Origin of the sequence: Cupriavidus sp. YAF13, from assembly GCF_052113425.1 — a bacterium.
In the GTDB taxonomy this organism is placed as follows: Bacteria; Pseudomonadota; Gammaproteobacteria; order Burkholderiales; family Burkholderiaceae; genus Cupriavidus.
Genome location: NZ_JBFRDD010000015.1, coordinates 1 through 26,160 on the forward strand (window position 1 = coordinate 1; position 26,160 = coordinate 26,160).

A 26,160-nucleotide genomic window follows, 5' to 3' on the forward strand; every position below is an offset into this window, starting at 1 on the left:
CGGTCGGCGACGTCGCGCGCGCCGGGGGTGTTGTGGTCGTCCTTCGGTCGGCGACGTCGCGCGCGCCGGGGGTGTTGTGGTCGTCCTTTTCCGGCAGCACGGTGCCGAGCACGGACACGCCGGTGCGCATCACGTCCATCGGGTGGGCGCTGGCGGGCACCCATTCGAGGGCGGCCTTGACGTTGGCGGGCAGGCCGCGCAGGGCCTTGAGCTTGGCCTTGTAGGCAGCCAGTTCGGCGTGGGTGGGGAGCTTGCCGTGCACCAGCAGGTGGGCGATTTCCTCGAATTCGCAGGTCTCGGCGATGTCGAGGATGTCGTAGCCGCGGTAGTGCAGGTCGTTGCCGGTACGGCCGACCGTGCACAGCGCGGTATTGCCGGCGGTCACGCCCGACAGGGCGACGGATTTCTTGGGCTTCGGGGCGGCTAGCGGTTGCGCTTCGGACATGGGGGGAGTCTCCTTGGGGTTGCTGTGCTCGTGTGCTCGTGTGCTGTTCGAGTGCTGCTGGTGTGCTTACTTGGCCTTGCCCTGGGCAAACAGGGCGTCCAGTTTTTGCTCAAAGTCGTGATAGCCGATGCTTTCGTACAGCTCGGCGCGCGTCTGCATGGTATTGACCACGTTCTGCTGCGTGCCGTCGCGGCGGATTGCAGCGTACACGTTTTCGGCGGCCTTGTTCATGGCGCGGAAGGCCGACAGCGGGTAGAGGACCATCGACACGCCGGCACCACCCAGTTCCTCGGTGGTGAACAGCGGCGTAGCGCCAAATTCGGTGATGTTCGCCAGCACCGGCACCTTCACGGCGTCAACGAACTTGCGGTACATGGCCAGGTCGGTCATGGCTTCCGGGAAGATGGCGTCGGCGCCGGCTTCCACGCAGGCCACGGCCCGCTCGATGGCCTTGTCCAGGCCTTCCACGGCCAGCGCGTCGGTGCGGGCCATGATGACGAAATTCTCGTCGGTACGGGCATCGACGGCCGCCTTGATGCGGTCGACCATTTCGCCCTGCGAGACGATTTCCTTGCCCGGACGGTGGCCGCAGCGCTTGGCGCCGACCTGGTCTTCGATATGCATCGCGCCCGCGCCGAACTTGATCAGCGACTTGGTGGTGCGCGCCACGTTGAAGGCGGAGGCGCCGAAGCCGGTGTCCACGTCGACCAGCAGCGGCACATCGCACACGTCGGTGATGCGGCGCACGTCGGTCAGCACGTCGTCCAGGTTGGAGATGCCCAGGTCCGGCAGGCCGAGCGAGCCCGCGGCCACGCCGCCGCCCGACAGGTAGATGGCGCGGTAGCCCGCGCGCTTGGCCAGCAAGGCATGGTTGGCATTGATCGTGCCGACGACCTGCAGGGGATGCTCATCGGCCAGTGCCTGGCGGAAGCGGGCGCCGGCGGAGCGGGCGAGGTCGGAAGTGGAGAAGGTCATGATCATCGCTTTAGGAGTGGACTGCGGATAAGCGCAAGGGGTGTGCCAGCCTGTTTTCGGCCGTGCATGGGGCCTCGCGCGGGAGGGTGGCATGGGGTAGGTGCCCTTGCCAGTCCTGGGCTGGCGGCGATTCCTGAGGCTTCGCGGCCGGGGCTGCGTTGTGTCGCTGATGTGTGATGAATTTCAAATTTGAAAGGATTGTATTTCAAGATTGAAATGCAATCCGCGAGGGCGCACAATCTGAAGATTAGCGCCATCCGGCGTATCTGCAGCGTTTTCCGTCGCCATGCAATCCGGCATCCTCCCGTCCATCCCCCCCTCCGGCACGGCCACGCCGGCCCGTCCGCGAATCTGGGCCATCGGCATCAGCCGCCTGTCCCGGGCCTTTGCCGACCTGATCCCGGCCTACGCCGCGCAGGCCGAGTTCCGCATCGTGGGCAAGGGCTACGCGGCCGCCGCCAGCGCCGTCGCCCGCGAAGCGCGCGAGGGCAGGCTCGATGCCGTGGTGGCGGGCGGCTCCAATGGCGCCTACCTGCGCCAGCACGTCGATGTGCCGGTGGTGCTGGTCAAGGTGACCGGCTTCGATGTGATGAGCGCGCTGGCGACGGCGCGGCGCATCTCGCCGAAGGTGGCGCTGGTGACACACGCCGCTACCTATCCGGAGGTGGACGAATTCGTGCGGTCTTTTTCCCTGTCCATCCCGGCCTACACGTACCTGACCGAGGATGATGCTGCCGCCCGCGTGAAGGCCCTCAAGCAAGAGGGCGTGAAGGTGGTGGTAGGGCCGGGCATGGTGACTGACCTGGCGGACAAGATCGGCCTGATCGGCGTGTTCCTGTATTCAGGCAATTCGGTGCGGGGTGCGCTGGAGGATGTGATCGAAGCGGCCCGCTTGCGCCGCATCGAGTCCGGCCGGCGCGACTACGTCAACACGATCCTGGCTCACCTGAACGAAGGCGTGGCCGCGGTCGACGCGGACGGGCGCATCCAGACCTACAACCCGGCCATGGAGCGTTTTCTCGGCACGGCGCCGGCCGCCGCGCTGGGCCGCAAGCTGCAAGCGCTGGCCCCCGCGCTCTCGCTCGATGGCGTGATGCACAGCGGCAGCAAGGAGCTCGAGGCCATCCACAAGCTTGGCGACAAGATGGTGGTGGTCAACCGCATCCCCATCGTCACCGAGAGCGGCGCCACCGGCGCTGTGCTGACGCTGCAGGACGCCAATGCCATCCACCGGGTCGACCGCAGCCTTCGCTCGCGCAGCCGCGCGCGGCCGGCCGGAGTGCGCTACAGCCTGGATGACCTCGCTGGCGCATCCCCGGCCATGCATCACCTGCGCGAACTGGCGCGGCGCTATGCGGCGGTGGATTCCACCGTGCTGGTGGGCGGCGAAAGCGGCACCGGCAAGGAGGTGCTGGCCCAGGGCATGCACGACGCCAGCCCGCGCCGCGTATTCCCGTTCGTGGCGGTCAATTGCGCGGCMTTTCCGGAGTCCCTGCTGGAAAGCGAGCTGTTCGGCTACGAAGAGGGCGCCTTTACCGGCGCACGCCGCGGCGGCAAGGCGGGCCTGTTCGAGTCCGCCCACAATGGCACGCTGTTCCTGGACGAGGTGGGCGATATGCCGCCCGCGCTGCAGACCCGCTTGCTGCGCGTGCTGCAGGAAAAACAGGTACTGCCGATCGGCGGCCTGGAGGCCGTGCCGGTCAATGTGCGGGTGATCGCCGCCACGCACCGCAACCTGGGCGAACTGGTCCGCCAGGGCAGCTTTCGCCAGGATCTCTACTACCGCCTCAATATCCTGCGCATCGAGATGCCGCCGCTGCGCGAGCGCGCCGGCGACCTGCCCGAGCTGGCGGAGCTGCTTTACCGCCGTGCCCAGGAACGCCTGGGGCAGCCGGCGCCGCAGCCGCTGCCGCAAGCGGTGCGGGCGAGGCTGGCGGGCTATGCCTGGCCGGGCAATATCCGCGAGCTGGAAAACGTGACCGAACGYATTGCCGTGCTGGTGGCGGGGCGCAAGCTGGCGCCCCGGGATTTGCTCGCTGAATTGCAGGCGGCGGCGCCGGAGCTGTTTGGCACGGAGCCGCAGGGCGAGCCTGCGCCGCTGGCTGGCGGCTTGCGCAGCGCGGCGGAAAAGGGGGGAGACACTAGCACTAGAGGTGAGGCGGGGGATGAGGGTGACGATTCGACTGAGGCCGGCTCGCTCGCAGGCGTGGCACGCGCCAGTCAGGCCGAGCATATCCGGCGCGTGCTGGCGCAATGCGGGGGCAACCGCGCCGCCGCCTGTCATCAGTTAGGCATCAGCGCCACGACCCTGTGGCGGCGCCTGAAAGAGGCGCCGTAGTCATGTCATGGCTGCTCTCGGTGCTGTGCCACGACGGGCCGCGGCGTCAGTCCCTTGGCCGCCAGCCAGTCCGCATTGAACAGGCGTCCGGCATACAGGTCGCCGCGGTCGCACAGCAGGGTCACAATGGTGTGGCCCGGCCCCATCTCGCGGGCCAGCCAGGCCGCCGCCGCTACGTTGATGCCGGACGAGCCGCCCACCCATAAGCCTTCCTCGCGCAGCAGCCGGTAGACCATGTCGACGCAGGTCTTGTCGTCGATCCGGACCGCATCGTCGATCGGGGTGTCCGCCAGGTTGGCGGTGATCCGGCTGGAGCCGATGCCCTCGGTGATGGAGTTGCCCTTGGCCTTGACCTCGCGGTGCTTGACGAAGTGATACAGCCCGCTGCCGTGCGGATCGGCCAGCACGATGCGCACGGGCGGGTTGCGCTCCTTCTCCTTCAGGAAACGCGCGACGCCGGCCAGCGTGCCGCCCGTGCCGGTGGCGCAGACAAAGGCATCGACCTTGCCGGTGGTGTCGTGCCAGATTTCCGGGCCGGTGGTTTCGTAGTGCGCCTGGCGGTTCGCCAGGTTGTCGAACTGGTTCGCCCAGATGGCGTTTTCCGTCTCCTGGGCCAGGCGCCCGGCCACCTTCTGGTAGTTGTTGGGGTCGGCGTAGGGCGCCGCGGGCACCGTGCGCACTTCGGCGCCGAGCAGCCGCAGGCGGTCCATTTTTTCCGGGGACTGGGTGTCGGGGATCACCACGATGCAGCGGTAGCCGCGCGCGGCGCACAGATGCGCCAGGCCGATGCCGGTATTGCCGGCGGTGCCTTCCACTACGGTCCCGCCGGGCTTGAGCGCGCCGCGCCGCTCGGCGTCGCGGATGATGTAGAGCGCCGCCCGGTCCTTGACCGAGCCTCCCGGATTCAGGAACTCGGCCTTGCCGAGGATTTCGCAACCGGTCTCCTCGCTCAGGCCTGCCAGCCGGATCAGCGGTGTATGGCCGATGGTGCCGACGAATCCATCCTTGACGTCCATGATGCACTCCGGGTGTTGCGCTCCGGATGTGGTGGAGCGTCACTCAAAGTGATAGATCGGCGTCGGCGGAATGACAAGCAGGTGGGCGCCCAGAGTCGAGGACAGCCTCGGCTTTAGCTGTCAGCACTTGATTTGAGTGGCTTTCTGGCCACGGCCGGGGCGACCGCCAGGCCGTATTCAGGCCGTATTCAGGCCTTATTCAGGCCGCATTCAACCACCGGAAATTGATATCCCCTTCCAGGAACTCCTGCCGGGTGGCGTGAAAGTCACGCACATATTCGCTGTTGAGGTGCGATTCCAGCGCGTGCCTGGAATTCCACTCCATATAGAGCACAAACACCTCGGCATCCTCGGCGTCTTCTCCCACGTGGTAGCGCAGGCAGCCGGGTTCCATGGCGCCGCGCAGGCGCAGCGCGGCCAGCTTGGCAACCAGGACTTCACGGCGGTGAGCCTTGGCGCGCGCAATTCCGACAAGCGTGTACGTTGTGGACATGGTGTGAACGGCAAGCGTGTGGCGCGCCATTGTAGCCGTGCGGCGAGGCCCTGGGCTGAATGTCCTAGGACATTGGCCGGATAATCTGGACGGGTTGACAAGTCCACGCCTGGGCGATAGCGGTGCGGCCAGCGGCCCCGGCAGGGGCGGGCTGGCAATCCATCGCCCCGCGCCCCGCTAGTCCTGCCGTGCCTGCCGTGTGATGACCTGCCCGTTGCGCGCCCCGCTGTGCGCGCCGTGCTGCCAGGTAATGGCGCCGTTGACGATCACGGCGTCGATGCCTTCGGCCGGGCGGGTGGGGGTTTCGTAGCTGGCGGCGTCGCGCACGTTCTCGGCACTGAAGACGACGATATCGGCATGGTGGCCCACCTCCAGCGTGCCGCGCTGATGCAGGCCGAAGTTGCGCGCTGTCAGCCCGGTCATCTTCCAGACTGCCGTCTCCAGCGGGAACAGCCCGATCTCGCGGCAGTAGTGGCCGAGTACGCGTGGGAAGGTGCCCCACAGGCGCGGATGCGGGCTCTCACCAACGGGAATGCCGTCGGAGCCGATCATGGTGTCGTCGAAGGCGAGGATGCGCTGGACGTCGTTCTCGTCCATCAGGAAGTAGACCGCGCTGCCGGGCTGCAGGCGGCGCGCGGCCTCGTCCTTGGCCACGCCCCATTCCCTGGCAATGTCGTCGAGATCGCGGCCCGCGCATTCGGGGTGCGGTTGGCTGGCGGAGATCAGCACCCGGCCTTCGAGCATGCCGCGGTCGGTGCGGATCATGGTGGAGCCGGCCGTGTACGGGTAGCAGTCGAGCGAGACGCACTGGTGCTTCATGGTTTCACGGATGAATGGCAGCGTGACCCGGCTCCTGCCAAAGTTCGCGGTGTTCTGCACCTTGTGGTGCGACACCACCACCGGCACGTCGAGCTCGCGGCCGATGCGGAAGGTTTCTTCCAGCGACTGCATGACATGGTCGGACTCGTCGCGCATATGCGTCACGTACAGCGCCTTGCGCGCGCTGAGTGGCCGGCAGACCTCGATGATCTCCTCGGTTGTCGCCTTGGCGGCAGGCGGGTAGAAGGTGCCGGTCGACAGGCCGATCGCGCCGGCCTGCATGGCCTCTTCGACCAGTGCCCGCATGGCGGCAATCTCTTCGGCATTGGCGGGTCGGTCGAGCGCCGGCATGGTGACCGCGCGCAAGGTCGAATGCCCGACCATCGCGGCCACGTTGACGGAGCTTGGCGCGGCGCGCAACGCATCGAGGTAAGCAGCGAAGGTGGTGAAGCGGCCTTCGGCGGGCGAGTCGATCAGGCTTAGCGGCATGGGCAGGTCCATGTCGGCGCGCAACGGGGCGGCGCTGATGCCGCAGTTGCCCGCAATCACGGTCGTTACGCCCTGCGAGATCTTGAAGGGCATGTTGGCCTGCGACAGCACGGCCTGGTCGTCATGCGTGTGCGCATCGATGAAACCGGGGGCGACGATCTGGCCCGCCGCGTTCAGCGTCTGGTCGGCGGTGTGCCCGCATAGATTGCCGATCGCCGCGATGCGGCCGCCGCGCACGCCAATATCGGCGCTGAAGCGGGGTGCCTTGCTGCCGTCGATCACGGTGCCGCCAGCGATCAGCAGCTCGTAGTGCGTGGAATCAGGGTTGGACATCGGGTTCCTTTTTTTTGGTTTGCAGCGAGTCGGTCAGCGGGTCAGCGGAAATGGCAGGCCACCTGATGCCCACCGCCGGCGGAGGGCCGATCGGTGAGGGCGGGCGCCTGCTCCTTGCATACGGCTTGGGCCAGCGGGCAGCGCGTGTGAAAGCGGCAGCCCGATGGCGGGTTGGCCGGGCTCGGCGGGTCGCCTTGCAGCAGCAGGCGCCGGGCCGGCGTGCGCGGATTGGGTACTGGCACCGCGGACAGCAGGATTTCCGTGTACGGGTGGCGCGGCGCGCGGAACAAGGTGTCGCGGTCGGCCAGCTCGACGATCTGGCCGAGGTACATCACAGCCACCCGGTGGCTGATATGGCGCACCACGGCAAGATCGTGCGCGACGAACAGGTAGGCGATGCCGAGTTCGGCCTGCAGGTCCATCAGCAGGTTGACCACCTGCGCCTGCACCGAGACGTCGAGCGCGGACACCGGTTCGTCGCAGACGATCAGCTTGGGGTTGAGCGCGAGCGCGCGCGCGATGCCCAGCCGCTGCCGCTGGCCGCCCGAGAACTCGTGCGGGAATTTCTTGGCCGCCTCCGGGCGCAGCCCGACCTTGCTGAACAGCCACTGCACGCGTTCGGAGCGTTCCGCACGCGAATGCATGCCGAAATTGCGCAGCGGCTCGCTGACGATCTCGCCCGCCGTCAGGCGCGGGCTTAACGAAGCGTAGGGGTCCTGGAAGATGATCTGCAGATCGCGCCGGCGCAGGCGCATGGCGTTTGCCGACAGGCCCAGCAGCTCCTCGCCATCGAGCTGCACCGAGCCGGAGGTGGGTTCGACCAGGCGCAGCACCGACTTGGCGGTAGTGGTCTTGCCGCAGCCGGATTCGCCGACCAGCGAGAGCGTCTCGCCGCGCTCCACGGTGAAGGACACGCCGTCCACCGCCTGGATGGGCGGCTTGCGCGGCGCCAGCCAGCGCTGCGGCGCGATGTAGTGCTTCTTGAGCCGGTCGACCTTGAGCAGGGACGAGGGCGTGGCAGTGGGGGTGCTCATGCGATGGCTTCCTGGGCTGGCTGGTTGCATTCGATGCGGCCTTCCTCGATCGCGAAGCAGGCCACGGCATGGTCTGCGCCGTGGCGCGTGAGTTGCGGGATCTCGCGCGCGCAGCGCGTGCCGGCATGCGGGCAGCGCGCCGCGAACGCGCAGCCGCGGCGCGCTTCCTGTGGCGATGGCACCAGCCCGGGGATTTCGGCCAGGCGCTGGCTGCTGGTGTTCATCGAGGGCATCGAGGCCATCAGCGCGCGGGTGTAGGGGTGCAGCGGGCGGTCGAACAGGTCGATGACGCTGGCTTCCTCGACCTTGCGCCCGGCGTACATCACGATCACGCGGTCGCAGCACTCCGCCACCACGCCGAGGTCGTGCGTGATCATGACTACCCCCATGCCTAGCTCTTTCTGCAAGCGGCGGATCAGGTCCAGGATCTGGGCCTGGATGGTGACGTCGAGCGCGGTGGTGGGTTCGTCGGCGATCAGCACCTCCGGGTTGCAGGCCAGCGCCAGCGCGATCATCACGCGCTGGCGCATGCCGCCGGAGAGCTGGTGCGGATATTCGTTGACGCGGCGCTCGGGCTCGGGGATCTGCACCAGCCGCAGCATTTCCACCGCGCGCTTGAGCGCCTCGGCACGGCTTGCGCCTTGGTGCAGCTGCACCGTCTCGGCAATCTGCCGGCCGATCGTGAGCACCGGGTTCAGCGAGGTCATCGGCTCCTGGAAGATCATCGAGACGCGGTTGCCGCGGATGCGGCGCATCTCGCGCTCGCTGAGTTGCAGCAGGTCGGTGCCGCGCAGCCGCACGGCGCCGCGGATGCGTGCCGGCGGCGTGGGCAGCAGCCGCATGATCGACAGCGCCGTCACGCTCTTGCCGCAGCCGGACTCGCCGACCACGCCAAGCGTCTGGCCGGCGCGCACGGTGTACGAGACGCCGTTGACCGAGCGGGCCGGCCCAGTGAGCGTGTCGAAATGGGTGTGCAGGTCGTCTACCTCGAGCAGCGGCTCCCCGGTGGCCAGGGCAACGCGGGACATTGTCGTTGTCATTGGTGTGCCCCCCTTCAGAGTTGCCGCGCCAGGCGCGGGTCGAGCGCGTCTCGCAAGCCGTCGCCCAGCAGGTTGATCGCCAGCACCGTCGCGGCCAGCAGGATGCCGGGGTAAAGGATGATATGGAACGCCACCGCCACGAAGTTGCGGCCCTCGGCCATCATGTTGCCCCAGCTCGGTGTCTGCCCGGGCACGCCGACGCCCAGGAAGGACAGGGCCGCTTCCGTCAGCACGGCGGCGGCGGCCACGAAGGTGGCCTGCACGATCAGCGGCGCCACCATATTAGGCACCACATGGCGCGCCAGGATCACGGGCAGGCGGGTGCCCACCGCATGTGCCGCCTCGACGTAGAGCTGCTCGCGCAGCGTGAGCGCCAGCGAGCGCACCAGCCGCACCACGCGCGGAACTTCGGGGATGGTGATGGCAACGATCACGGCGGTGAGGCTGGCCTGCGTGACGGCCATCAGCGCGATGGCCAGCAGGATGCCGGGGATGGCCATCAAGCCGTCCATCACGCGCATCACGAAAGAATCAGCCCAGCGCACGAAGCCTGCGGCGAGGCCGAGCAGCACGCCGAAACCGGTCGCGAGCAGGCCGACCGCAAGGCCGACGACCATCGAGACGCGCCCGCCCCAGACCGCGCGGCTGAACACATCGCGGCCGAGCGCGTCGGTGCCGAACCAGTGCTCGGCCGAGGGCGGCTGCATGCGCGCCAGCGGATCGATATCCTGGGGGTCGAAGGTGGCGATCCAGGGCGCGCCGATGGAGAGCACGGCAATCGCGGCCAGCAACAGCGCACCGGCGATCAGCGTGGGGTGCTTGCGCGCCCAGTGCCAGCGCGGCAGCACGAAGGGGGTGTCCTGCGGCACCGCCGCGCTGGGGGCGGTGTCATCGGTCACGGGCAGGGAGGTGGACATGGTGGCAGGTCTCGCGGCAAGGATGGGATTGGTACCGGATGTCAGTACTTGATGCGCGGATCGAACAGGCGGTAGCTCAGGTCGATCATCAGGTTGATCAACACGTAGACGCCGGCCGAGATCAACAGCACGCTCTGGATCACCGGATAGTCGTGGCGCTGCACCGAGTCGACCACCAGGCGGCCGACGCCCGGGATGGCGAACACGGTCTCGGTGACGACTACGCCGCCGATCAGCAGCGCGATGCCCATGCCGATGGTGGTGGCGATCGGGATTGCCGCGTTGCGCAGCGCATGGCCCAGCACCGGCAGCACGCCCAGGCCCTTGGCGCGCGCAGTGCGGATGTAGTCCTCGTGCAGTACCTCAAGCACGGTGGCGCGCGTCATGCGCGTCACCAGCGCGATATAGACCAGCGCCAGGTTGACGCAGGGCAGGACCAGGCTGCGCAGCCATTCGCCGGTGCCGTCGGCGAAGCGTGCGTAACCCTGCACCGGAAACCACGGCAGCTGGATGGCGAAGGCATAGACCAGCAGGTAGCCCACCAGGAACACCGGCAGCGAAAACGCCAGCACCGCGAACAGCATCACCAGCCGGTCGATCCAGCTGCCGGCGCGGTAGGCCGCAAGCGTGCCCAGCGGCACCGCGACCAGCAAGGTCAGCAGCATGGTCAGCGCGGCGATCGAGGCCGTGGGTTCCAGCCGTTGCGCCAGCAGCCGGGCCACCGGCACCTGGGTGAAGATCGAGGTGCCGAGATCGCCGGTGGCGAGCCGGCCGAGCCACAGCACGAACTGCCGCCACAGCGGCAGGTCCAGGCCCAGCGCGCCACGCAGTTTGGCGATGTCGTCGACTGTGGCAAGGTCGCCCGCGATCAGTGCCGCCGGGTCGCCCGGCGACAAGTGGATCAGCAGGAACACCACGATGGCTACCACCGCCATCACGGGTAGCGTCGCGGCCAGGCGTCGGAGCAGGTAGCCCATCGTTGTGTCTCCTCGGTGGGTCGTTTTTCTTTCTTTCTTGTTTATTTGTCGAGCATCCAGACCGTGGGCATGCCAGCCCACAGCTTGTCGACGCCCTTGAGGCTGGCGCGCGCCGCGAAGGCCGCCGAGTACTGGCCGGCATTCACATAGGGCACCGCCTCATAGGCGCGCTTCTGGAAGGCGTCGAGCAATTCCTTGCGCTTGGCCGGCACGGTCTCGCGGATCCAGGCGGTGCGCAGCGCATCGAGCGGCTTGTCGCAGGGCCAGCCGGGCAGGCTGTTGCCGCAGGCGGCGCCAAGGTAAGCGTTGGCGATCGGCGAATTCGAATCGAACTCGCCCGCCACTGTCACGTACATGCTCCAGCCGCCGGCCTCCGGCACGTCGCGCTTGGCGCGGCGCGCGCCAATGGATGCCCAGTCCATGTTCTGCATGTCCACGTTCATGCCCATGCTGCGCATGGTCTGCGCCGCCATCAAGGCTTCGGCGTTGAGCTGGGGCACGTCGGTGGGCACTAGCACCACCACCTTCTCGCCCTTGTAGCCGGCCGCGCCGAGCAACTGCTTGGCGCGCGCCAGGTCGGCCTTGCGGTACGGCTCGGCGCCGGCCGTCGTATCGTTGGGGCCGCCGCAGATGAAATAGGTGGCGCAGTAGTTCATGCGCATATCGAGTGGATACCCCATGGCCGCGGTGAAGCGTTCCTGGCTCACCGCCTGCAGGAAGGCCTGGCGTACCTTCGGGTTATTGAAGGGCGGATGGAGCTGGTTCATCACCAGCACGCCCTGGTAGGCGCCGCCCGAGCCGATCTTGACGCTGGTGTCGGCACGCAGCGGGGCGATGTAGTCCGGCGGCACCTGCTCCACCAGGTCGACCTCGCCGCGCTTGAGCGCCGCGATGGCGCTGTTGGCATCCGGCAGGTAGAGCCATTCCACGCGGTCGAACTGGCTCTTCTTGCTGCCGGCGAGGCCGCTCGCCGGCTCGCTGCGCGCCACGTAGTTCGGGTTGCGCACGAAGACCGCCTTGTTGCCAGGCACCCATTCGTCGCGCTTGAAGACGAAGGGGCCGGAGCCCATCACCTCGGGCAGCGGCGCGGTGGCGGGCATCCTGGCCAGGCGCTCCGGCAGGATCACCGGCGGAAAGCCCGATGGCTTGGCCAGCGCATCGAGCACCATGCCAAAGGGCTCCTTGAGCGTGAGCGTGAAACTGCGCGCGTCGAGCGCCTTCCATTCGGCGCCAGCGTCACCCATGGCGCGGCCCAGGCTGTCGCGCGCGCCCCAGCGCTGCAGCGATGCGACGGCGTCGGCCGCGGTGACCGCGCTGCCATCCGAGAACTTGAGGCCGGGGCGCAGGGTGAAGCTCCACTGCTTGCCGTCCTTGGCGCTGCTGTACTTCTCCACCATCTGCGGTTGCGGCTTGCCGCTCGCGTCCTGCGCGAACAGCGTGTCGTAGACCATGTAGCCGAAGTTGCGCGTGATGTAGGCGGTGGTGAAGGTCGGGTCGAGGATCTTCAGGTCGGCATGGGCCACGACCTTGAGCGTCTTGGTCTGCGCCAGCACGGGAAGGCTGGCGCTGGCCAGGGCAAGCGCGCTCGCCGCGAGGGCGACGCGCAGGGCGGGATTCGGTTTCATGGACGGGTCTCCTGTCTTGTTGTTGTCGTTCTTATGTTGTAGCCGTTGCGAACCGGCGCGCGGCGCTCAGGCCGACGCTGCGTCGAGCGGCCACTTGGGCCGGCGCACCTTGCGGTAGGGCAGGGTCGTGAGGTCGAGCGTCACGGCGCCGGGGGCGCCCGCGTAGATCACGTGYCTGGCCACCGTCGAGAACGATGCGTAAAAATGCTGCGAGGACTTCACCACGATGATTTTCTTGCGCGCGAGGTCGCAGCCCAGTTGCGTGAACAGATCCGTGCCCATCGCCTGGTTGCGCAGGGTAATCAGCACGATGTCGATGCCGTTGGCTTCCACCAGCGCGCAATCGCCCATCTGCACCGGCGCGTTCGACAGGCCGGTCATCACCATGTCGGGCAGCAACGCCTTGATCGTGCAGTCCACGTCCAGCGGATCACCCGAGAGCGGGCTGATCTTGCCGCCGATGCGCATCGCCAGGCGCGCGCCCACACCCGCATCAAAGGCGATGCGCACCGCGATCGGGTCCCACAGCGGGCCGACGGCGGCGTTGGCGATGCCCCGCTCGATCATGCGGCGCAGGATAAAGGTGGAGTCGCTCGCCGCGCCGCCCCCGGGATTGTCCGCGCCGTCTGCCAGCACCACCGGGCCGCCATCGAAGGCCAGGGCCTCGTCGAGCGCGGTGTCGATGTCCGGATAGCGTACCGTGAGCGCTTCGCGCATGCCGATCAGCTCGTCGGCCAGCTGGCGGGCCAGCGCATTGGCCTGGGCCTGGTTGCCGTCGGTGTAGACCAGCACCTTGGTGCCCATGCCGGGCACGTCTCCCCAGGAGAAGCCGTGCGCGATGGAGATCGACAGCACGCCGTCCCGGCCTTCCAGCGATTGGATGCGGTTCACGAAGCCGCGCGCCGGCTCGCGCGAGGTATGAACGGTCACGATCATCTCGCAGTCGACCACGGCAGCCACGGGGCGGACCTTGCCTTGCACCTTGGCCGCGCACAGGTCGACCAGTTCCAGGGCGCGCTCCAGCACGTCGGTGTGCGGGTATTCCTTGAAGGCGATCAGCACGTCGGCGTACGCCACCATCTCCGGTGTCAGGTGGCTGTGCGGATCGAGTTCCGCCCCGATCACCACCTCCGGCCCGACGATGGCGCGCACGCGCTGCAGCAAGTCGCCTTCGCAATCGTCATAGCCATCGGCCACCATCGCGCCGTGCAGCCCTAGCAGCACCATGTCCACGGGCAGCGCCGCGCGCAGGTCGGCCAGCAGTTCCTCGCGCAGGGTTTCGTAGGCATGGCGCGTGGTCGTGCCGCTGGGCTGCGCGCCGGCTACCATGCCTTCGGACAACTGCCAGCCGCGCTCCTTGCCGCGCAGCCGGGCGGCCCACAGCGGGCCGGAGAAGAACGTCATCTGCTCTGGGTGCTGGCCGGCCGGGAAGTAGCCGCGGTCCCTGAAGGACGCGAGGCCGGTCGGCATCGGCCCGAAGGTGTTGGTTTCGGTGGCGAGGGAGGCACTGAAGACACGCACGATGGTGAACTCCTGGTCAATTTGGCGGTTGGTGATTGGCGGTTGGTGATTGGTGATTGGTGATTGGCGGTTGGGGGGCAAGCGGAATTCAGGTCGAGCCAGCCAAGCGGCGCAGCCGCGCGGGCCCCAGCATCTCGGCGGTCAGGCCGAACGATGCGGGATGCGCGGGCACGGGCAGGCCGCGCGCAAGCGCGGCGCAGGTTTCGCCCATGGCGGCCGAAGTCTGGATGCCATAGCCGCCCTGGCCCGCGACCCAGAAGAAGCCGGGTACCGCGTCGTCAAAACCGCCGACCAGGTCGCCGTCGGCGACGAAGGAGCGCAGCCCGGCCCAGGTGCGGGTAGGGCGTCGGATCGACAGCGAGGTGGCTTCCTCGATGCGGTGGATGGCAAGCGCGATATCCATTTCCTCGGGCTGGATGTCCTGCGGCTCGACCGGATCGGCATTGGCCGGCGAGCCCAGCAACATGCCGGCATCGGGCTTGAAGTACCAGTCCTCGTCGGCGCCGAAGACCATGGGCCAGTGGTCCGTGTCCATGCCCGCGGGCGGCGCGAAGATAAACGCGGAGCGGCGGCGGGGCTCGATTCCCAGGGGCTGCACGCCGGCCAGCCGCGCAATGGCATCGACCCAGGCGCCGGCGGCGTTGAGCAGCACGGGCGCTTCGTACACCACCCCGCCCGCCTCCACGCGCCAGTGGTCCTGCACGCGCGTAATTGCGCTGGCTTCGGCATCGCACACCAGCTTGCCGCCAGCCTGGCGCATGCCGCGCAGATAGCCTTGGTGGATGGCATGCACGTCCATGTCCGCGGCGTTGGGCTCGTACACGGCGCCCAGCACCTGTTCTGGCCGCAGCGCGGGCACGCGCTCGCGTGCTTGCTCGGCGCTCAGGCGGCGCGCATCGGGGTCCATGGCGCGCAGCATCTCCCAGTGCGCTTCGAGCAGCGGCAATTGCCCGGGGCCGGCGATCATGAGCGCGCCGCGCGGGGTGAGCAGCGGATGCGAGGCAAAGCCCGGCGGCGGGTCCTGCAGGAAGGCGCGGCTTGCCATCGTCAGCGCGCGTACCTGCTGGGTGCCATAGCTCTCCATGAAGAGTGCCGCCGAGCGGCCGGTCGAGTGGTAGCCAGGCTGGGCCTCGCGCTCGAGCACGATGACGCGGCCATGCGGCGCGAGCCAGTGCGCGACGGACGCGCCGGCGATGCCACCCCCGATGACGAGGTAGTCGGCTGAGATCGGCGAAGCAGCGTGAGTTGTGCGCATGATGGTGGTGGGGCTGAGCGCGCTCGTGGGGCGCTGGTGCTTTGGAATGCGAGTGAGTGTATTCAAGAATTTGCGAATATGCAAATTGCGGATACGCAAATTTTGCACTAAAGTGAGCGGCATGGAATCTACCCGGCCGCGCCGTCTGATAGCATCCGCTCCAACGGAAAAAAAGGACGCAGGCTTGAAAACTCACATCGCCCCGGGGCGCGGCAGCGACGATAGCGACGAGTCGCGCACACTCGACCGCGAGACCTTTGGCAAGCGTCTGCGCAGTGCGCGCAAGGCCTTTGGCTGGACGCTGGCACATCTGGCCGAGCTGTCGGGCGTGTCGATCACCACCATCTCGCGCGCGGAGCGCGGGCAGCTGGCATTGGGCTACGAGAATTTCGCCGCGCTGGGCAAGGCGCTGCGCATGGACATGGGCTCGATGTTCGCGGGCGCTGGCGCGAAGACTGCGCCATTCCAGGGGCCCGTCGTGACGCGCTCAGGCGAGGGCGTGACCTATCGGGGCGTGTCGTTTTCCTATGAATTCCTCGGCACCGAGGCGGTGGGAAAGCAGATGATCCCGGTGGTCAGCACCGTGCACGCGCGCCGTATCGCGGGGCCCGAGGATTTCGCGCGCCATCCCGGCGAGGAGTTCGTGTACGTACTCTCCGGCGAGATCGAGGTGCATTTCGACGGCGGCGAGCGGGTGCATCTGGCGCGCGGCGATTCGCTGTACTTCGACGCCCGCATGGGCCACGCCTATATCAGCCTGAGTCGCCAGCTCGCACGGATCGTCGGCGTGATGACCAGCGAAAGCCGCTTCATGAAGTCCGCCCAGGCCGGGGAGACGGAAGCCGCGCCGAAACCTGCGGCCAGGCGGCCGCGGGGGAAAGCCGCTGCCGGCAGGGGGCAGGGCAAGGGGGGGAAGGATTGAGGGATTGAAGGGTTGAAGGGTTGAAGTGTTGACGGGCTACTCGCCTGCCTCCAACCGTGCATGCGGGTCGCCAGGCCTAAAGTATTTTGTCTCCTTGCCGTTAAGCGGCCACGCCTTATTCAATCTGTACGCGAGGAGCTGGCATGCTGAAACGGATCAAGACCCAACAGCTTCAAGTCGGAATGTTCGTGGCCAGGGTGGGGGGGCCATGGCTGGAGCATCCCTTCTGGCGCTCCCGGTTCCTGGTGAACAGCCAGGAACAGATCGACCAGATGATCGCCTCCAAGGTCGAGGAGGTCTGGATCGATCTGCTCAAGGGCAAGGGTGTGCCGCCGCCCGCGCAACTCGCGGCATCGGGATCCTTGAACGTGAAGCCCGTCGCCGACGAGCCGGCCGGCGCCGTGCCGCAATCGGGGGTGCCGCTGGAGGTGGAGTTCGGGCTGGCCCGGGAGGTGATGAAGAACGGCAAGGCGGTGGTCGGGTCGATGTTCACGAATGCCCGCATGGGCCGGGCGCTGGAGGTGGAGGGCGCCCTGATGCTGGTCGATTCCGTATCGAATTCGCTGACCCGCCATTCGCAGGCCCTGATCGCGCTGGCGCGGCTCAAGGTGCGGGACGACTACACCTATCTGCATTCCTTCGCGGTCTGCGCGCTGATGATCGCGCTGGGCCGCACCCTTGGCCTGGACAATGCCGCGGTGCAGCAGCTCGGGCTGGCGGGCCTGGTGCACGATATCGGCAAGATTTCCGTGCCCACGCACGTGCTGCACAAGCAGGGCGAGATGACCGCCGCCGAGGTAGCGATGGTGCAGCGCCATCCTTCGGTGGGTTACCGCGTCCTCAACGAGGCTAAGCTCTACAGCAATATTCCCCTCGATGTCTGCATGCACCACCACGAGCGCATCGACGGGCGCGGCTACCCATTTGGCCTGCATGGCAACGAGATCAGCGTGCACGCCAAGATCGCCGCGGTGTGCGATGCCTATGATTCCCTGACCTCCAACCGGCCCGGGCACCAGGCGTGGACGCCTGCGCGGGCGCTGGAGTATATGGCGGTGCGGGCGGATACGCTGTTCGATCGTACGGTGTTCCAGGCCTTCACCCGGTCCATTGGCATCTATCCGCTGGGCACGGTGCTGCGCTTGCGCTCCGGACGGCTGGCGGTGGTCTTCGCGCAGAACGACAACGAGCCGCTGCGCCCGCAGGTCAAGGTGTTCTATTCGGTGAGCGAGGCCGCCCACCTCGGCCCCGAGACGCTCGATCTGCGCGAGACGGAGGACACCGTGGTGGGGTTCGAGGATCCGGCGCAATGGGGCTTTCGCGACGAGCAGTTGCTGGAGCTGTGCGCGGCTTGAACCCTGCCACGGTGCGGCAATGCCGTGCTGGCGTCAGGCGGCCCAGGCCAGCTCCAGGATGCGCGCGGCATTGCCCCCGCCCGCGCCGATGCCCGCACTGATACCCATTACGGCGCCCCATTCCGGGTCGAAGCGGCTGGCAAGGAAGGCGTCGGCGGTGGCCGCCTCGGCATGCTGGCGCATCAGGCAGGCCTGGGCGGTCAGCACCAGCCGCGTGGTGGTGCGGCGTGCCTCGGCCTGCTGCTCCTCCTCGGGCAGGCGCAGCGCCGCGCGCAATGCCGCCACGCTGGCCTGGATGCGCGGCTCGTCCGCGCCGACCGCGCTCATGTGTTCCAGCACCCGCAGGTAGTCGTCCGGGTTGCGGCCGATGGCGCGTAGCACGTCCAGGCACATCACGTTGCCGGAGCCCTCCCAGATCGAGTTGACCGGGGCTTCGCGGAACAGCCGGCCCATGGGGCCATCTTCCACGTAGCCGTTGCCGCCGAAGATTTCCATGGCCTCGCCGGTCATCTCCACCGCGCGCTTGCAGATCCAGAATTTGGAAGCGGGCGTGAGGATGCGGCGCCATGCCAGGCGGGCGGGATCGTCGGTGGCTTCGAAGGCGGTGGCCAGGTCCATGGCCAGCAGCATGGCGGCCTCGGCCTCCAGCGCCATGTCGGCCAGCAGCCTGACCATCAGCGGCTGGCGGATCAGCGGCTTGCCGAAGGCGCTGCGGTGACGCGTGTAGTGCAGGGCCTGCACCAGCGCCTGGCGCAGGAAACCGGCGCTCGATAGCGAGCAGTTAAGCCGGCTATACGTGGCCATCTCCAGGATGGTGGGAATGCCGCGGCCTTCCTCGCCGACCATGATGCCCCAGGCATCGCGGAACTCGACTTCGCTGCTGGAGTTGGAGCGGTTGCCCACCTTGTCCTTCAGGCGCTGGATCTCGATGGGGTTCTTGCTGCCGTCGGGGCGCCAGCGTGGCACGAAGAAGCAGGAGGAGCCGGCCTCGGTGTTTGCCAGCACCAGGTGGGCATCCGACATCGGCGCGGAGAAGAACCACTTGTGGCCGGTGATCAGGTACTCGGCTCCACGCCCCTCGCCGCGGCTGGGCACGGCGCGCGTGGTGTTGGCGCGCACGTCGGAGCCGCCTTGCTTCTCGGTCATGCCCATGCCCACGTTGATCGAGTGTTTGTGTTCGATGGGAAGGTCGCGCGGGTCGTAGGCCTGCGTCAGCAGCTTGTCGCCGAACTGTGCGAACAATGCCGGCTCCTTGCGCAGCACGGGGATGCAGGCCTGGGTCATGTTGGTGGGGCACAGCGAGCCGGACTCGATCTGGCTATGCATATAGAGCGAGGCCGCGTAGGAAGCCCAGGCCGAGGGGCGCGTATCGGCGAAGGGCAGGTTGGCCAGCCCGCTGCGGCGCGCAATGGTCATCAGCGCCTGCCAGCCCGGGTGGAAACGCACCTGGTCGATGCGCTCGCCGATGCGCGAATGTGTGTGCAGCTCGGGGTGATGGCGATTAGCATCTTCGGCATGCCGGATCGTTTGCTCGGCACCGAGCACGGCGCCCTGGCGTTCGAGTTCCCCCTCGTTCCATTCCGCGCCCGCGCGCGCAACCGCGCGGCGGATGCCGGGGTCGCTGGTGTAGAGGTTGTAGTCCTTGAGTTCCGGGACCTGGTTGGTGATGACGTGGGTGGCGCGCGTGGCGTGGGTGGCGTTCATGGCAGTCATGGCGGGTTGTCTCCTTGGGCCGGGGGGCTGGGCTTGCCGCCCCCCGTTAGATTCGAAAGGTCATTCTAGATAGAATGACCAGCCGTCATGTTCGGCTTTCGGAGCACCATGAACCCACAGCAAAAAGGCCCGGCAAAGCCGCGCCGCAGGCCGGTGCAGTCGCGCTCATGGCAGACCTCCCTGGCCATCCAGGAGGCCTTTGTTCGGCTTTTGGCCGCGCAGGACTATGGGCAGGTGACGATCCGCGCCATCGTGGACCTGGCCGGCGTGGGGCTGGGTACGTTCTACGAGTACTTCGGCAGCAAGGAAGAACTGGCGCAGGTGTGCCTGCACCTGCGTGCCAAGCGGATCGTGCTGGCGATGGATGCCGGCCTGGCGCAGTGCCGGGGGGAATCGATGGCGGCCATCGTGGACGCGCTGATCGCCGTCAACGTGGAGCACCACCGGGAGACGCCGGAGCGTTGGGGGCCGATCTACCTGCTGGAGCGGCATTACTCGGGGCGCGCGGCATACCAGAAGATGTACGCGCGGTTTGTCGCGTTGTGGAGCCGGGCGCTGCTAAGCGCCGCCGACGCGCCGCAGGCCGCGGTGCTCGAGGAGGCCTCGGTGACGCTGCAGGCCATCGTCTATGGCCTGATCTCGCATGCTTGTATCGATGAGGGGGAGGGGATCGATTTCTCGCGCCTGATGCGACAACTGCGGGGCGCAGCGCATGGATACCTGCGAACGCTTGGCGGGCAGGAGGGCTGAAGGGAACATCCCGCTCGCGCAAATGAAAACCGGCGCCATCGGCGCCGGTTTTCCCGTCACGGCAAGGCTGAGTCCACTTACTGGATCTTGGCCTTGTCCTTGAGCGACTTCATCATTGCCTGGAACTGCTCGCGCTGCCAGTTCTGGTCGCCCATCAGCATCTGCACCAGCTGCGGCTTGACTTCCTCGAACGTCGGGATCTTGGCGTCGCGGGTGTCGTCGAGCTGGATGATGTGCCAGCCGAACTGGGTCTTGACCGGGGTTTCGGTCATCTGGCCCTTCTTCAGCGCGGTCATGGCGGCCGAGAACTCCGGCACGTAGCTGCTGCTGTTGGCCCAGTCGAGGTCGCCGCCGTTGGCTGCGGAGCCCGGGTCCTTGGACGAGGCCTTGGCCATGTCTTCGAACTTGGCGCCGGCCTTGATCTTGGCGATGATGGCGCGCGCGTCGGCTTCCTTCTCAACCAGGATGTGGCGGGCGTGGTATTCCTTGCCGCTGCCGAACTGGGACTTGATCTTGTCGTACTGCTTGCGCAGTTCGTCGTCGCTGGCGCCGTGGGTCTTGACGTAGTCCTCGAACACGGCACCGGCCAGCACGTTCAGCTTGGCTTGTTCCAGTTGTTCCTGCAGGTCGTCGCGCTGGGTCAGGCCGCGCTTGTTGGCTTCCTGCAGCAGCAGCTCACGGTCGATCAGCATGGTGCGGGCACGGTCGCGCAGTTCTGCGCTGGGAGGCTGTCCGGTGCCGGCTACGAGCTTGTCCAGCTTGGCCGAGGGGATCGCCTTGCCATTCACGACGGCGGCGTTCTGGGCGAGGGCGGGCAAGCTGCCAGCGGCAAGCACAGCCGCCAGGCTGAACGAGAGGACTGTGGTCTTCATGGAATCAGGTCTGAGAGTTGCTCGAGGAATCGCGGGAGGTTTCGCGGGATTCAAGTTCTTGGTCAGTCAGCGCGGTCACCGCCAGCGCGTGGATTTGCGCGGGGAATAGATCGCGCAGCGCATCATACACCATGCGATGGCGCGCCACCCGGGTGCTGCCGGCAAATTGCGCGCTGACGATGGTGACGTGGTAATGCCCGCCACCGGAGGCGGCGCCGGCGTGGCCGGCGTGCAGCGCGCTGTCGTCGCGTACTTCGACACTGGAGGGCGAAAGGGCTGCGCGCAGTAGGGCTTCGATTTGTGCGGGTTCTGCGGCCATCGGTGAATGCGTATCCTGGTGGGGCCCGGCCGGAGCCGGGAGATCAATCGAGGCAGGCGCGGCGGGCAGGGCCCGCCGGTGCGCTTACTCGGGGGTGTTTTCCTGCATGTGGCGGGACAGCCAGACGCTTTGTGCCAGGATGAACACCAGCATCAGGCCCATGCTGCCGAACAGCTTGAAGTTGACCCAGGCGTCGGTGGAGAACTGGTAGGCCACATAGAGGTTGACCACGCCCATCACGGCGAAGAAAGCGGCCCAGGCGGCGTTGAGCTTGCCCCAGGCGGCTTCCGGCATGGTGACCTGCTTGCCCAGCATGGCGCGGATCAGGTTCTTGCGCCAGATCAGCGCCGACAGGGTCAGCGTGGCGGCGAACAGCCAGTACAGCACGGTGGGCTTCCACTTGATGAAGGTCTCGTTATGCAGCAGCAGCGTGGCGCCGCCGAACACCGAGATGATCACCAGGCTGACCCACTGCATCGGCTCGACCTTGCGGTGGCGCAGCCAGACCCAGCCGATCTGCACCACGGTGGCGGCGATCGCCACGCCGGTGGCGGCATAGATGCCAGCGAACTTGAAGGCGACGAAGAACAGGATGACCGGAAACAGGTCGAACAGGAATTTCATGCGAACAGGATTGAGCGACGCAAGGTCGAAGGCTTGGTTGGCGGCGAACCGCCGCGCGGGCGGTTCGGGCTTAGCGCGGCGTGTCGGGCGATGTCGGCGCGGCGTCACCCGCGTTGAGGTCGGCGGGGTCGCGCTGGTCGAATTTTAGCGCAGCCGAGTTGATGCAGTAGCGCAAACCGGTGGGCGCGGGGCCATCTTCGAAAACGTGGCCAAGATGGCTGCCGCATTCCTTGCAGCGAACCTCCACCCGGACCATGCCGTGCGTGTGGTCGGTGTGCTCGTCGATCACCTCGCCGTTGATCGGGCGGAAATAGCTCGGCCAGCCGCAACCGGCGTCGAACTTGGTGCTGGCTTCGAACAGCGGCGTGCCGCAGCCGACACAACGGTAAGTGCCGCGCTCCCAGTGATCCCAGTAGCGGCCGGTGAAGGGCCGCTCGGTGGCGGCTTCGCGGGCAACGCGGTACTCGATGTCGGAGAGTTGCTCGCGCCACTCGGCTTCAGTCTTGTGCGTGGTCATAGTCGGCTTTCCTTTCTCGTTGGCCGGGAGGCTCGGCGGGCGCACAGCTGGTTGCGCAGCCCGCTTTTCGTCACCCAAGGCCGGTTGGTCGTTTCTTGCCAGTCAAACCTTACAGTGCTTGCAGTGGCGCCGCGCCTTCACGACGAGCAGCTCACTTCCAGCCCGGCTGCCCAGTCCGGCGGCAGCGCGGCATAGCCCTCGGCCTCCGGCTGCTCGTCGAACGGGCGCGACAGCACGGCCAGCAAGCGGTCCACCTCGCTGAAGTCGTTCTCGCGCGCGAGCTGGATGGCGGTTTCGGCCAGGTGGTTGCGCAGCACGTACTTCGGGTTGACCGCCAGCATGGCCACCGCGCGCACGGCGTCAACGGAGTTCTCGGCACGCAGGCGGGCGCGGTAGGCCTCGGCCCAGGCATCCCACGCCGCGCGGTCCAGGAACAGGTCTCGCACCGGGGCATCCTGGCTGCCATCGGCGCAGGAGATGCGGGCGAGATTGCGCCAAAACAAGGTGTAGTCCACGCGCTGGGCGTGCAGCAGCTGGAACAGGTCGGTCAGCAGCGGCTCGTCGTCGGCATCGGGGCCGCCCGTCGGGCGCAGGCCGAGCTTGTCCCGGTACTGCTGGAAGAAGGCCCCGGCATAGCGTTCGCGGAACGGATCCAGCGCGGCGCGCGCGGCTTCTACCGCGGCGTCGGTGGCCGCTTTGCTGGTTTCGGCGCCGGCGTTGCCATCGCCCTCTCGCCACAGCGGCATCAGCGCCTGGGCCAGGCAGTGGAGGTTCCAGAACGCAACCTGCGGCTGCTGGCTGTAGGCATAGCGGCCTTGCGTATCGGAATGGTTGCAGATGTGGTTGGCGTCGAACGCATCGAGGAAGCCAAAGGGCCCGTAGTCGATGGTCAGCCCGAGGATCGACATATTGTCGGTGTTCATCACGCCATGGCAGAAGCCCACGGCCTGCCACCTGGCCATCAGGTCGGCGGTGCGCAGGGAGACTTCACGCAGCAGCGCCTGGTAGGGCTGCTTGTCGTCGCGGCATTCGGGCATGAAGCGGTCGATCACGAAATCCGCCAGCTGGCGCAGCGAGCCAAGGTCCTCGCGGGCCGCGAAATGCTCGAAATGGCCAAAGCGGATAAAGGACGGCGCCAGGCGCGTCACCACGGAGGCGGTCTCGATGGTCTCGCGGCGCACCGGGGCGTTGGATCCGATGATGCACATGGCACGCGTGGTGGGCACGCCCAGCGCCTGCATCGCCTCGGAGCACAGGTATTCGCGGATCGAGGAGCGCAGCACGGCGCGGCCATCGGCCATGCGCGAATAGGGCGTCATGCCGGCGCCCTTGAGCTGGATTTCCCAGGGGCCGGAGGCGGTGCGCGCCTCGGCAAGGCGTATCGCCCGGCCATCGCCCAACTGTCCCGCCCAGACCCCGAACTGATGGCCGGAGTACACGCTGGCGAGGGGATCGGCCCACTCGGGCACGTGATTTCCTGCAAAAGTTTCGATGAAGCTACGCTGCGTTGCGGCATCCGCATCCCAGCCCAGCAACCCGGCCGCGCCGGCCGACACGCTGACCAGCCTGGGGGAGGGTAGCGGCGTGGGCGCGAGCCGTGTAAAGAAGCGCGGGCCGAGCTCCGCAAAGCCTGGCACGGCAGTGAACGGCGGCCGCGGCTCGGCAGCATTCAATGGGGCGGGGCCGGCGGTGTCTGGCAAGGCTTGGGGGGCGTCGGTTGGCTCGGGAGAGTTCACTGGGGCATCACTATGGGTGGCTGGGCGGTGCAGCGCCGGCGTGCCGGATTTCGCGCAAGTGCGCTTGCAGGCTAGGGAAAACGACATGTTGAGGTGCAACATGGCAGGCGTTATTGTACTTCCACGCCGTCATTTGCATCTCTGACCGTCGTTGTCACCACAATGTTTCCGGATATCCCTTGAATCCCGCCCCCGGCGCACCGCCATGGGGCCGGGGTGCAGCCCGCCGGCCTCCCGGATATGGCGCTGCACAACGGATTCCCGTTGACGTTTCATCAATGGATGGCAACAATCGGCCCAAAAATAGAACGGTTGTTCGTTTTTTGACGGATTTCGAAAATTACAGGAGACTATTCCATGGCATTGATGGGTCAAATGATGAGCGAACCCCTGCTCATTTCCTCCATCATCAAGCACGCCGCACGCCACTATGGCGGCACGGAAATCGTCTCGCGACGGACCGAAGGCGATCTGCACCGTTATACCTACCGCGATTGCGAGCTGCGCTCGCGCAAGCTGGCCCAGGCCATCGCCGCGCTGGGCGTGCAGTCGGGCGACCGTGTTGGCACGCTGGCCTGGAATGGCTATCGTCACCTGGAGATCTACTACGGCGTATCGGGCTCGGGAGCGGTATGCCATACCGTCAACCCGCGCCTGTTCCCCGAGCAGGTCGCCTACATCATCAACCATGCCGAAGACCAGTACGTGTTCTTCGATGCCACCTTCCTGCCGCTGGTCGAAGGCGTGGCGGCGCACTGCCCGGGCGTGAAGGGCTGGGTGATGATGAGCGACCGCTCGCACATGCCGGCGCAAGCCAAGGTGCCGCTGCTGTGCTACGAGGACCTGATCGACGCGCAGGACGGCAACTACACGTGGCCGCAGTTCGATGAGAACACGGCCTCCAGCCTGTGCTACACCTCAGGCACCACCGGCAACCCCAAGGGCGCGCTGTATTCGCATCGCTCCACCGTGCTGCACTCCTACGCATCGGCGCTGCCGGACGCGCTGGGCTGCTCGGCGCGCGACGTGATCCTGCCCGTGGTGCCGATGTTCCACGTCAACGCCTGGGGCCTGCCGTATTCGGTGCCGCTGGTGGGCGCCAAGCTGGTGCTGCCGGGCGCCAAGCTCGACGGCGCCTCGGTCTACGAGCTGTTCGAGAACGAGAAGGTGACCTTCTCGGCCGGCGTGCCCACGGTATGGCTGGGCCTGCTGCAGCATGTGCAGGCCAACAATCTCAAGTTCTCCACCTTTCATCGCACCGTGATCGGCGGCTCGGCGGCGCCGCCCGCCATGATCCGCGCGCTCAAGGCGCTCGGCGTGGAGACCATTCACGCCTGGGGCATGACGGAGATGTCCCCGCTGGGCACTTCCTGCAAGCTGCTGGCGCGCCACAACGACCTGCCGGAAGACGAGCAGCAGAAGATCCAGGAAAAACAGGGCCGCGTGATCTACGGCGTGGACATGAAGATCGTCGACGGTGACGGCAACGAGCTGCCCTGGGATGGCAAGGCGTTCGGCGACCTGCACGTGCGTGGCCCCTGGGTGATCGAGCACTACTACCGCAACGACGCGTCGCCGCTGGTGGATGGCTGGTTCCCCACGGGCGACGTSGCCACCATCGAYSCCGACGGCTACATGCAGATCACCGACCGCAGCAAGGACGTGATCAAGTCCGGCGGCGAGTGGATCTCGTCGATCGATATCGAGAACGTGGCAGCCGCCCACCCGGCGGTGCATATGGCGGCCTGCATTTCCTGCTATCACCCCAAGTGGGACGAGCGCCCGCTGCTGGTGGTGATGAAGAAGCCCGGCGCCGAGGTGACGCGCGAGGAATTGCTGAAGTACTTCGAAGGCAAGGTCGCCAAATGGTGGATCCCCGACGACGTTGCCTTTGTCACCGAGATTCCGCTCACCGCTACCGGCAAGATGCAGAAACTCAAGCTGCGCGAGCAGTTCAAGGACTACCGCCTGCCGGCGGCCTGACCCCAAGGCGGCCATAGAGCCGCCAATGCTTGCCGGGCGTTGATGCCGGCGATTGCAGGACAGGTTTGCGGCGCGCGCGGTCTTGGGAGAGA

23 protein-coding genes are annotated in these 26,160 nt (G+C 67.1%); 5 read left to right on the plus strand and 18 right to left on the minus strand.

From position 1 onward, the window contains the following. Together AB4061_RS14345 and prpB are read right to left on the minus strand one after the other, a co-directional pair. The coding region (locus AB4061_RS14345) for a citrate/2-methylcitrate synthase (RefSeq protein WP_441634795.1) at window positions 1-445 on the minus strand (445 nt) is incomplete at its 3' end. A 66-nt stretch (window positions 446-511) separates the two neighbouring features. Then, window positions 512-1,420 carry a methylisocitrate lyase gene (gene prpB / locus AB4061_RS14350; RefSeq protein WP_441634797.1) on the minus strand — a complete coding sequence of 303 codons (909 nt, stop codon included), beginning with the start codon at window positions 1,418-1,420 and terminating at the stop codon, window positions 512-514. A gap of 286 nt (window positions 1,421-1,706) precedes the next feature. Between prpB and prpR the strand changes: the two genes are divergently transcribed. Continuing rightward, on the plus strand, window positions 1,707-3,758 hold the full coding sequence (gene prpR, locus AB4061_RS14355; protein WP_441634799.1) for a propionate catabolism operon regulatory protein PrpR: 2,052 nt from the start codon (window positions 1,707-1,709) through the stop codon (window positions 3,756-3,758). Between the two features lie 5 nt (window positions 3,759-3,763). Here prpR and AB4061_RS14360 read toward each other — a convergent pair whose 3' ends face one another. From AB4061_RS14360 to AB4061_RS14405, 10 genes are all read right to left on the minus strand, one after another. Next, window positions 3,764-4,774 carry a cysteine synthase A gene (locus AB4061_RS14360; RefSeq protein WP_441634801.1) on the minus strand — a complete coding sequence of 337 codons (1,011 nt, stop codon included), beginning with the start codon at window positions 4,772-4,774 and terminating at the stop codon, window positions 3,764-3,766. A gap of 199 nt (window positions 4,775-4,973) precedes the next feature. Next, the gene (locus tag AB4061_RS14365; RefSeq protein ID WP_006160712.1) at window positions 4,974-5,267 is read right to left on the minus strand and encodes a putative quinol monooxygenase; all 294 of its coding nucleotides are present in this window, start codon (window positions 5,265-5,267) and stop codon (window positions 4,974-4,976) included. 177 nt (window positions 5,268-5,444) lie between these two features. Then, window positions 5,445-6,908 (minus strand): N-acyl-D-amino-acid deacylase family protein, encoded by a 1,464-nt coding sequence (locus AB4061_RS14370; RefSeq protein ID WP_441634803.1) that lies wholly within the window; start codon window positions 6,906-6,908, stop codon window positions 5,445-5,447. A 41-nt stretch (window positions 6,909-6,949) separates the two neighbouring features. Beyond that, complete coding sequence (locus AB4061_RS14375) at window positions 6,950-7,942, minus strand: ABC transporter ATP-binding protein (RefSeq protein ID WP_441634805.1); 993 nt, start codon at window positions 7,940-7,942, stop codon at window positions 6,950-6,952. Further along, on the minus strand, window positions 7,939-8,982 hold the full coding sequence (locus tag AB4061_RS14380; protein ID WP_441634807.1) for an ABC transporter ATP-binding protein: 1,044 nt from the start codon (window positions 8,980-8,982) through the stop codon (window positions 7,939-7,941). Before AB4061_RS14380 ends, AB4061_RS14375 begins: the two co-directional genes overlap by 4 nt. Before the next feature lie 14 nt (window positions 8,983-8,996). After that, the gene (locus tag AB4061_RS14385; RefSeq protein WP_441634809.1) at window positions 8,997-9,899 is read right to left on the minus strand and encodes an ABC transporter permease; all 903 of its coding nucleotides are present in this window, start codon (window positions 9,897-9,899) and stop codon (window positions 8,997-8,999) included. Between the two features lie 41 nt (window positions 9,900-9,940). Then, window positions 9,941-10,876: an ABC transporter permease gene (locus AB4061_RS14390; RefSeq protein WP_441634811.1), complete on the minus strand. Its 936-nt coding sequence runs from the start codon at window positions 10,874-10,876 to the stop codon at window positions 9,941-9,943. 41 nt (window positions 10,877-10,917) lie between these two features. Next, the gene (locus AB4061_RS14395; protein ID WP_441634813.1) at window positions 10,918-12,501 is read right to left on the minus strand and encodes an ABC transporter substrate-binding protein; all 1,584 of its coding nucleotides are present in this window, start codon (window positions 12,499-12,501) and stop codon (window positions 10,918-10,920) included. A gap of 66 nt (window positions 12,502-12,567) precedes the next feature. After that, window positions 12,568-14,022: a M81 family metallopeptidase gene (locus AB4061_RS14400; protein WP_441634815.1), complete on the minus strand. Its 1,455-nt coding sequence runs from the start codon at window positions 14,020-14,022 to the stop codon at window positions 12,568-12,570. Between the two features lie 88 nt (window positions 14,023-14,110). Next, window positions 14,111-15,277, minus strand: coding sequence for an NAD(P)/FAD-dependent oxidoreductase (locus AB4061_RS14405; RefSeq protein WP_441634994.1), 1,167 nt, complete (start codon window positions 15,275-15,277; stop codon window positions 14,111-14,113). Window positions 15,278-15,461: 184 nt separating this feature from the next. Between AB4061_RS14405 and AB4061_RS14410 the strand changes: the two genes are divergently transcribed. Next, window positions 15,462-16,199: a helix-turn-helix domain-containing protein gene (locus tag AB4061_RS14410; RefSeq protein ID WP_441634817.1), complete on the plus strand. Its 738-nt coding sequence runs from the start codon at window positions 15,462-15,464 to the stop codon at window positions 16,197-16,199. A 143-nt stretch (window positions 16,200-16,342) separates the two neighbouring features. Further along, on the plus strand, window positions 16,343-17,554 hold the full coding sequence (locus tag AB4061_RS14415; RefSeq protein WP_441634819.1) for an HD-GYP domain-containing protein: 1,212 nt from the start codon (window positions 16,343-16,345) through the stop codon (window positions 17,552-17,554). 33 nt (window positions 17,555-17,587) lie between these two features. Here AB4061_RS14415 and AB4061_RS14420 read toward each other — a convergent pair whose 3' ends face one another. Next, a complete protein-coding gene (locus AB4061_RS14420; RefSeq protein WP_441634820.1) occupies window positions 17,588-19,267 on the minus strand; it encodes an acyl-CoA dehydrogenase family protein in 1,680 nt (559 codons plus the stop codon). A 108-nt stretch (window positions 19,268-19,375) separates the two neighbouring features. Here AB4061_RS14420 and AB4061_RS14425 point away from each other — a divergent pair, with 108 nt between their 5' ends. Further along, window positions 19,376-20,017 carry a TetR/AcrR family transcriptional regulator gene (locus AB4061_RS14425; protein WP_441634822.1) on the plus strand — a complete coding sequence of 214 codons (642 nt, stop codon included), beginning with the start codon at window positions 19,376-19,378 and terminating at the stop codon, window positions 20,015-20,017. Window positions 20,018-20,094: 77 nt separating this feature from the next. On the opposite strand, the gene AB4061_RS14430 is transcribed toward AB4061_RS14425, so the two are convergent. The 5 genes from AB4061_RS14430 to AB4061_RS14450 all read right to left on the minus strand — a co-directional run bounded on the left by AB4061_RS14430 (window position 20,095) and on the right by AB4061_RS14450 (window position 24,172). Continuing rightward, complete coding sequence (locus AB4061_RS14430; protein WP_150990285.1) at window positions 20,095-20,889, minus strand: peptidylprolyl isomerase; 795 nt, start codon at window positions 20,887-20,889, stop codon at window positions 20,095-20,097. Between the two features lie 4 nt (window positions 20,890-20,893). After that, complete coding sequence (locus AB4061_RS14435; protein ID WP_441634824.1) at window positions 20,894-21,208, minus strand: BolA family protein; 315 nt, start codon at window positions 21,206-21,208, stop codon at window positions 20,894-20,896. A gap of 84 nt (window positions 21,209-21,292) precedes the next feature. Continuing rightward, window positions 21,293-21,832 carry a septation protein A gene (locus AB4061_RS14440; protein WP_045236319.1) on the minus strand — a complete coding sequence of 180 codons (540 nt, stop codon included), beginning with the start codon at window positions 21,830-21,832 and terminating at the stop codon, window positions 21,293-21,295. A gap of 70 nt (window positions 21,833-21,902) precedes the next feature. Further along, window positions 21,903-22,349, minus strand: coding sequence for a peptide-methionine (R)-S-oxide reductase MsrB (gene msrB, locus AB4061_RS14445; RefSeq protein WP_043346672.1), 447 nt, complete (start codon window positions 22,347-22,349; stop codon window positions 21,903-21,905). 137 nt (window positions 22,350-22,486) lie between these two features. Further along, window positions 22,487-24,172 carry a protein adenylyltransferase SelO gene (locus AB4061_RS14450; protein ID WP_441634827.1) on the minus strand — a complete coding sequence of 562 codons (1,686 nt, stop codon included), beginning with the start codon at window positions 24,170-24,172 and terminating at the stop codon, window positions 22,487-22,489. Between the two features lie 270 nt (window positions 24,173-24,442). On the opposite strand from AB4061_RS14450, the gene AB4061_RS14455 reads away from it, so the two are divergent. Continuing rightward, window positions 24,443-26,068 carry a 3-(methylthio)propionyl-CoA ligase gene (locus tag AB4061_RS14455; RefSeq protein WP_441634829.1) on the plus strand — a complete coding sequence of 542 codons (1,626 nt, stop codon included), beginning with the start codon at window positions 24,443-24,445 and terminating at the stop codon, window positions 26,066-26,068. The last annotated feature ends 92 nt before the right edge of the window (window positions 26,069-26,160 follow it).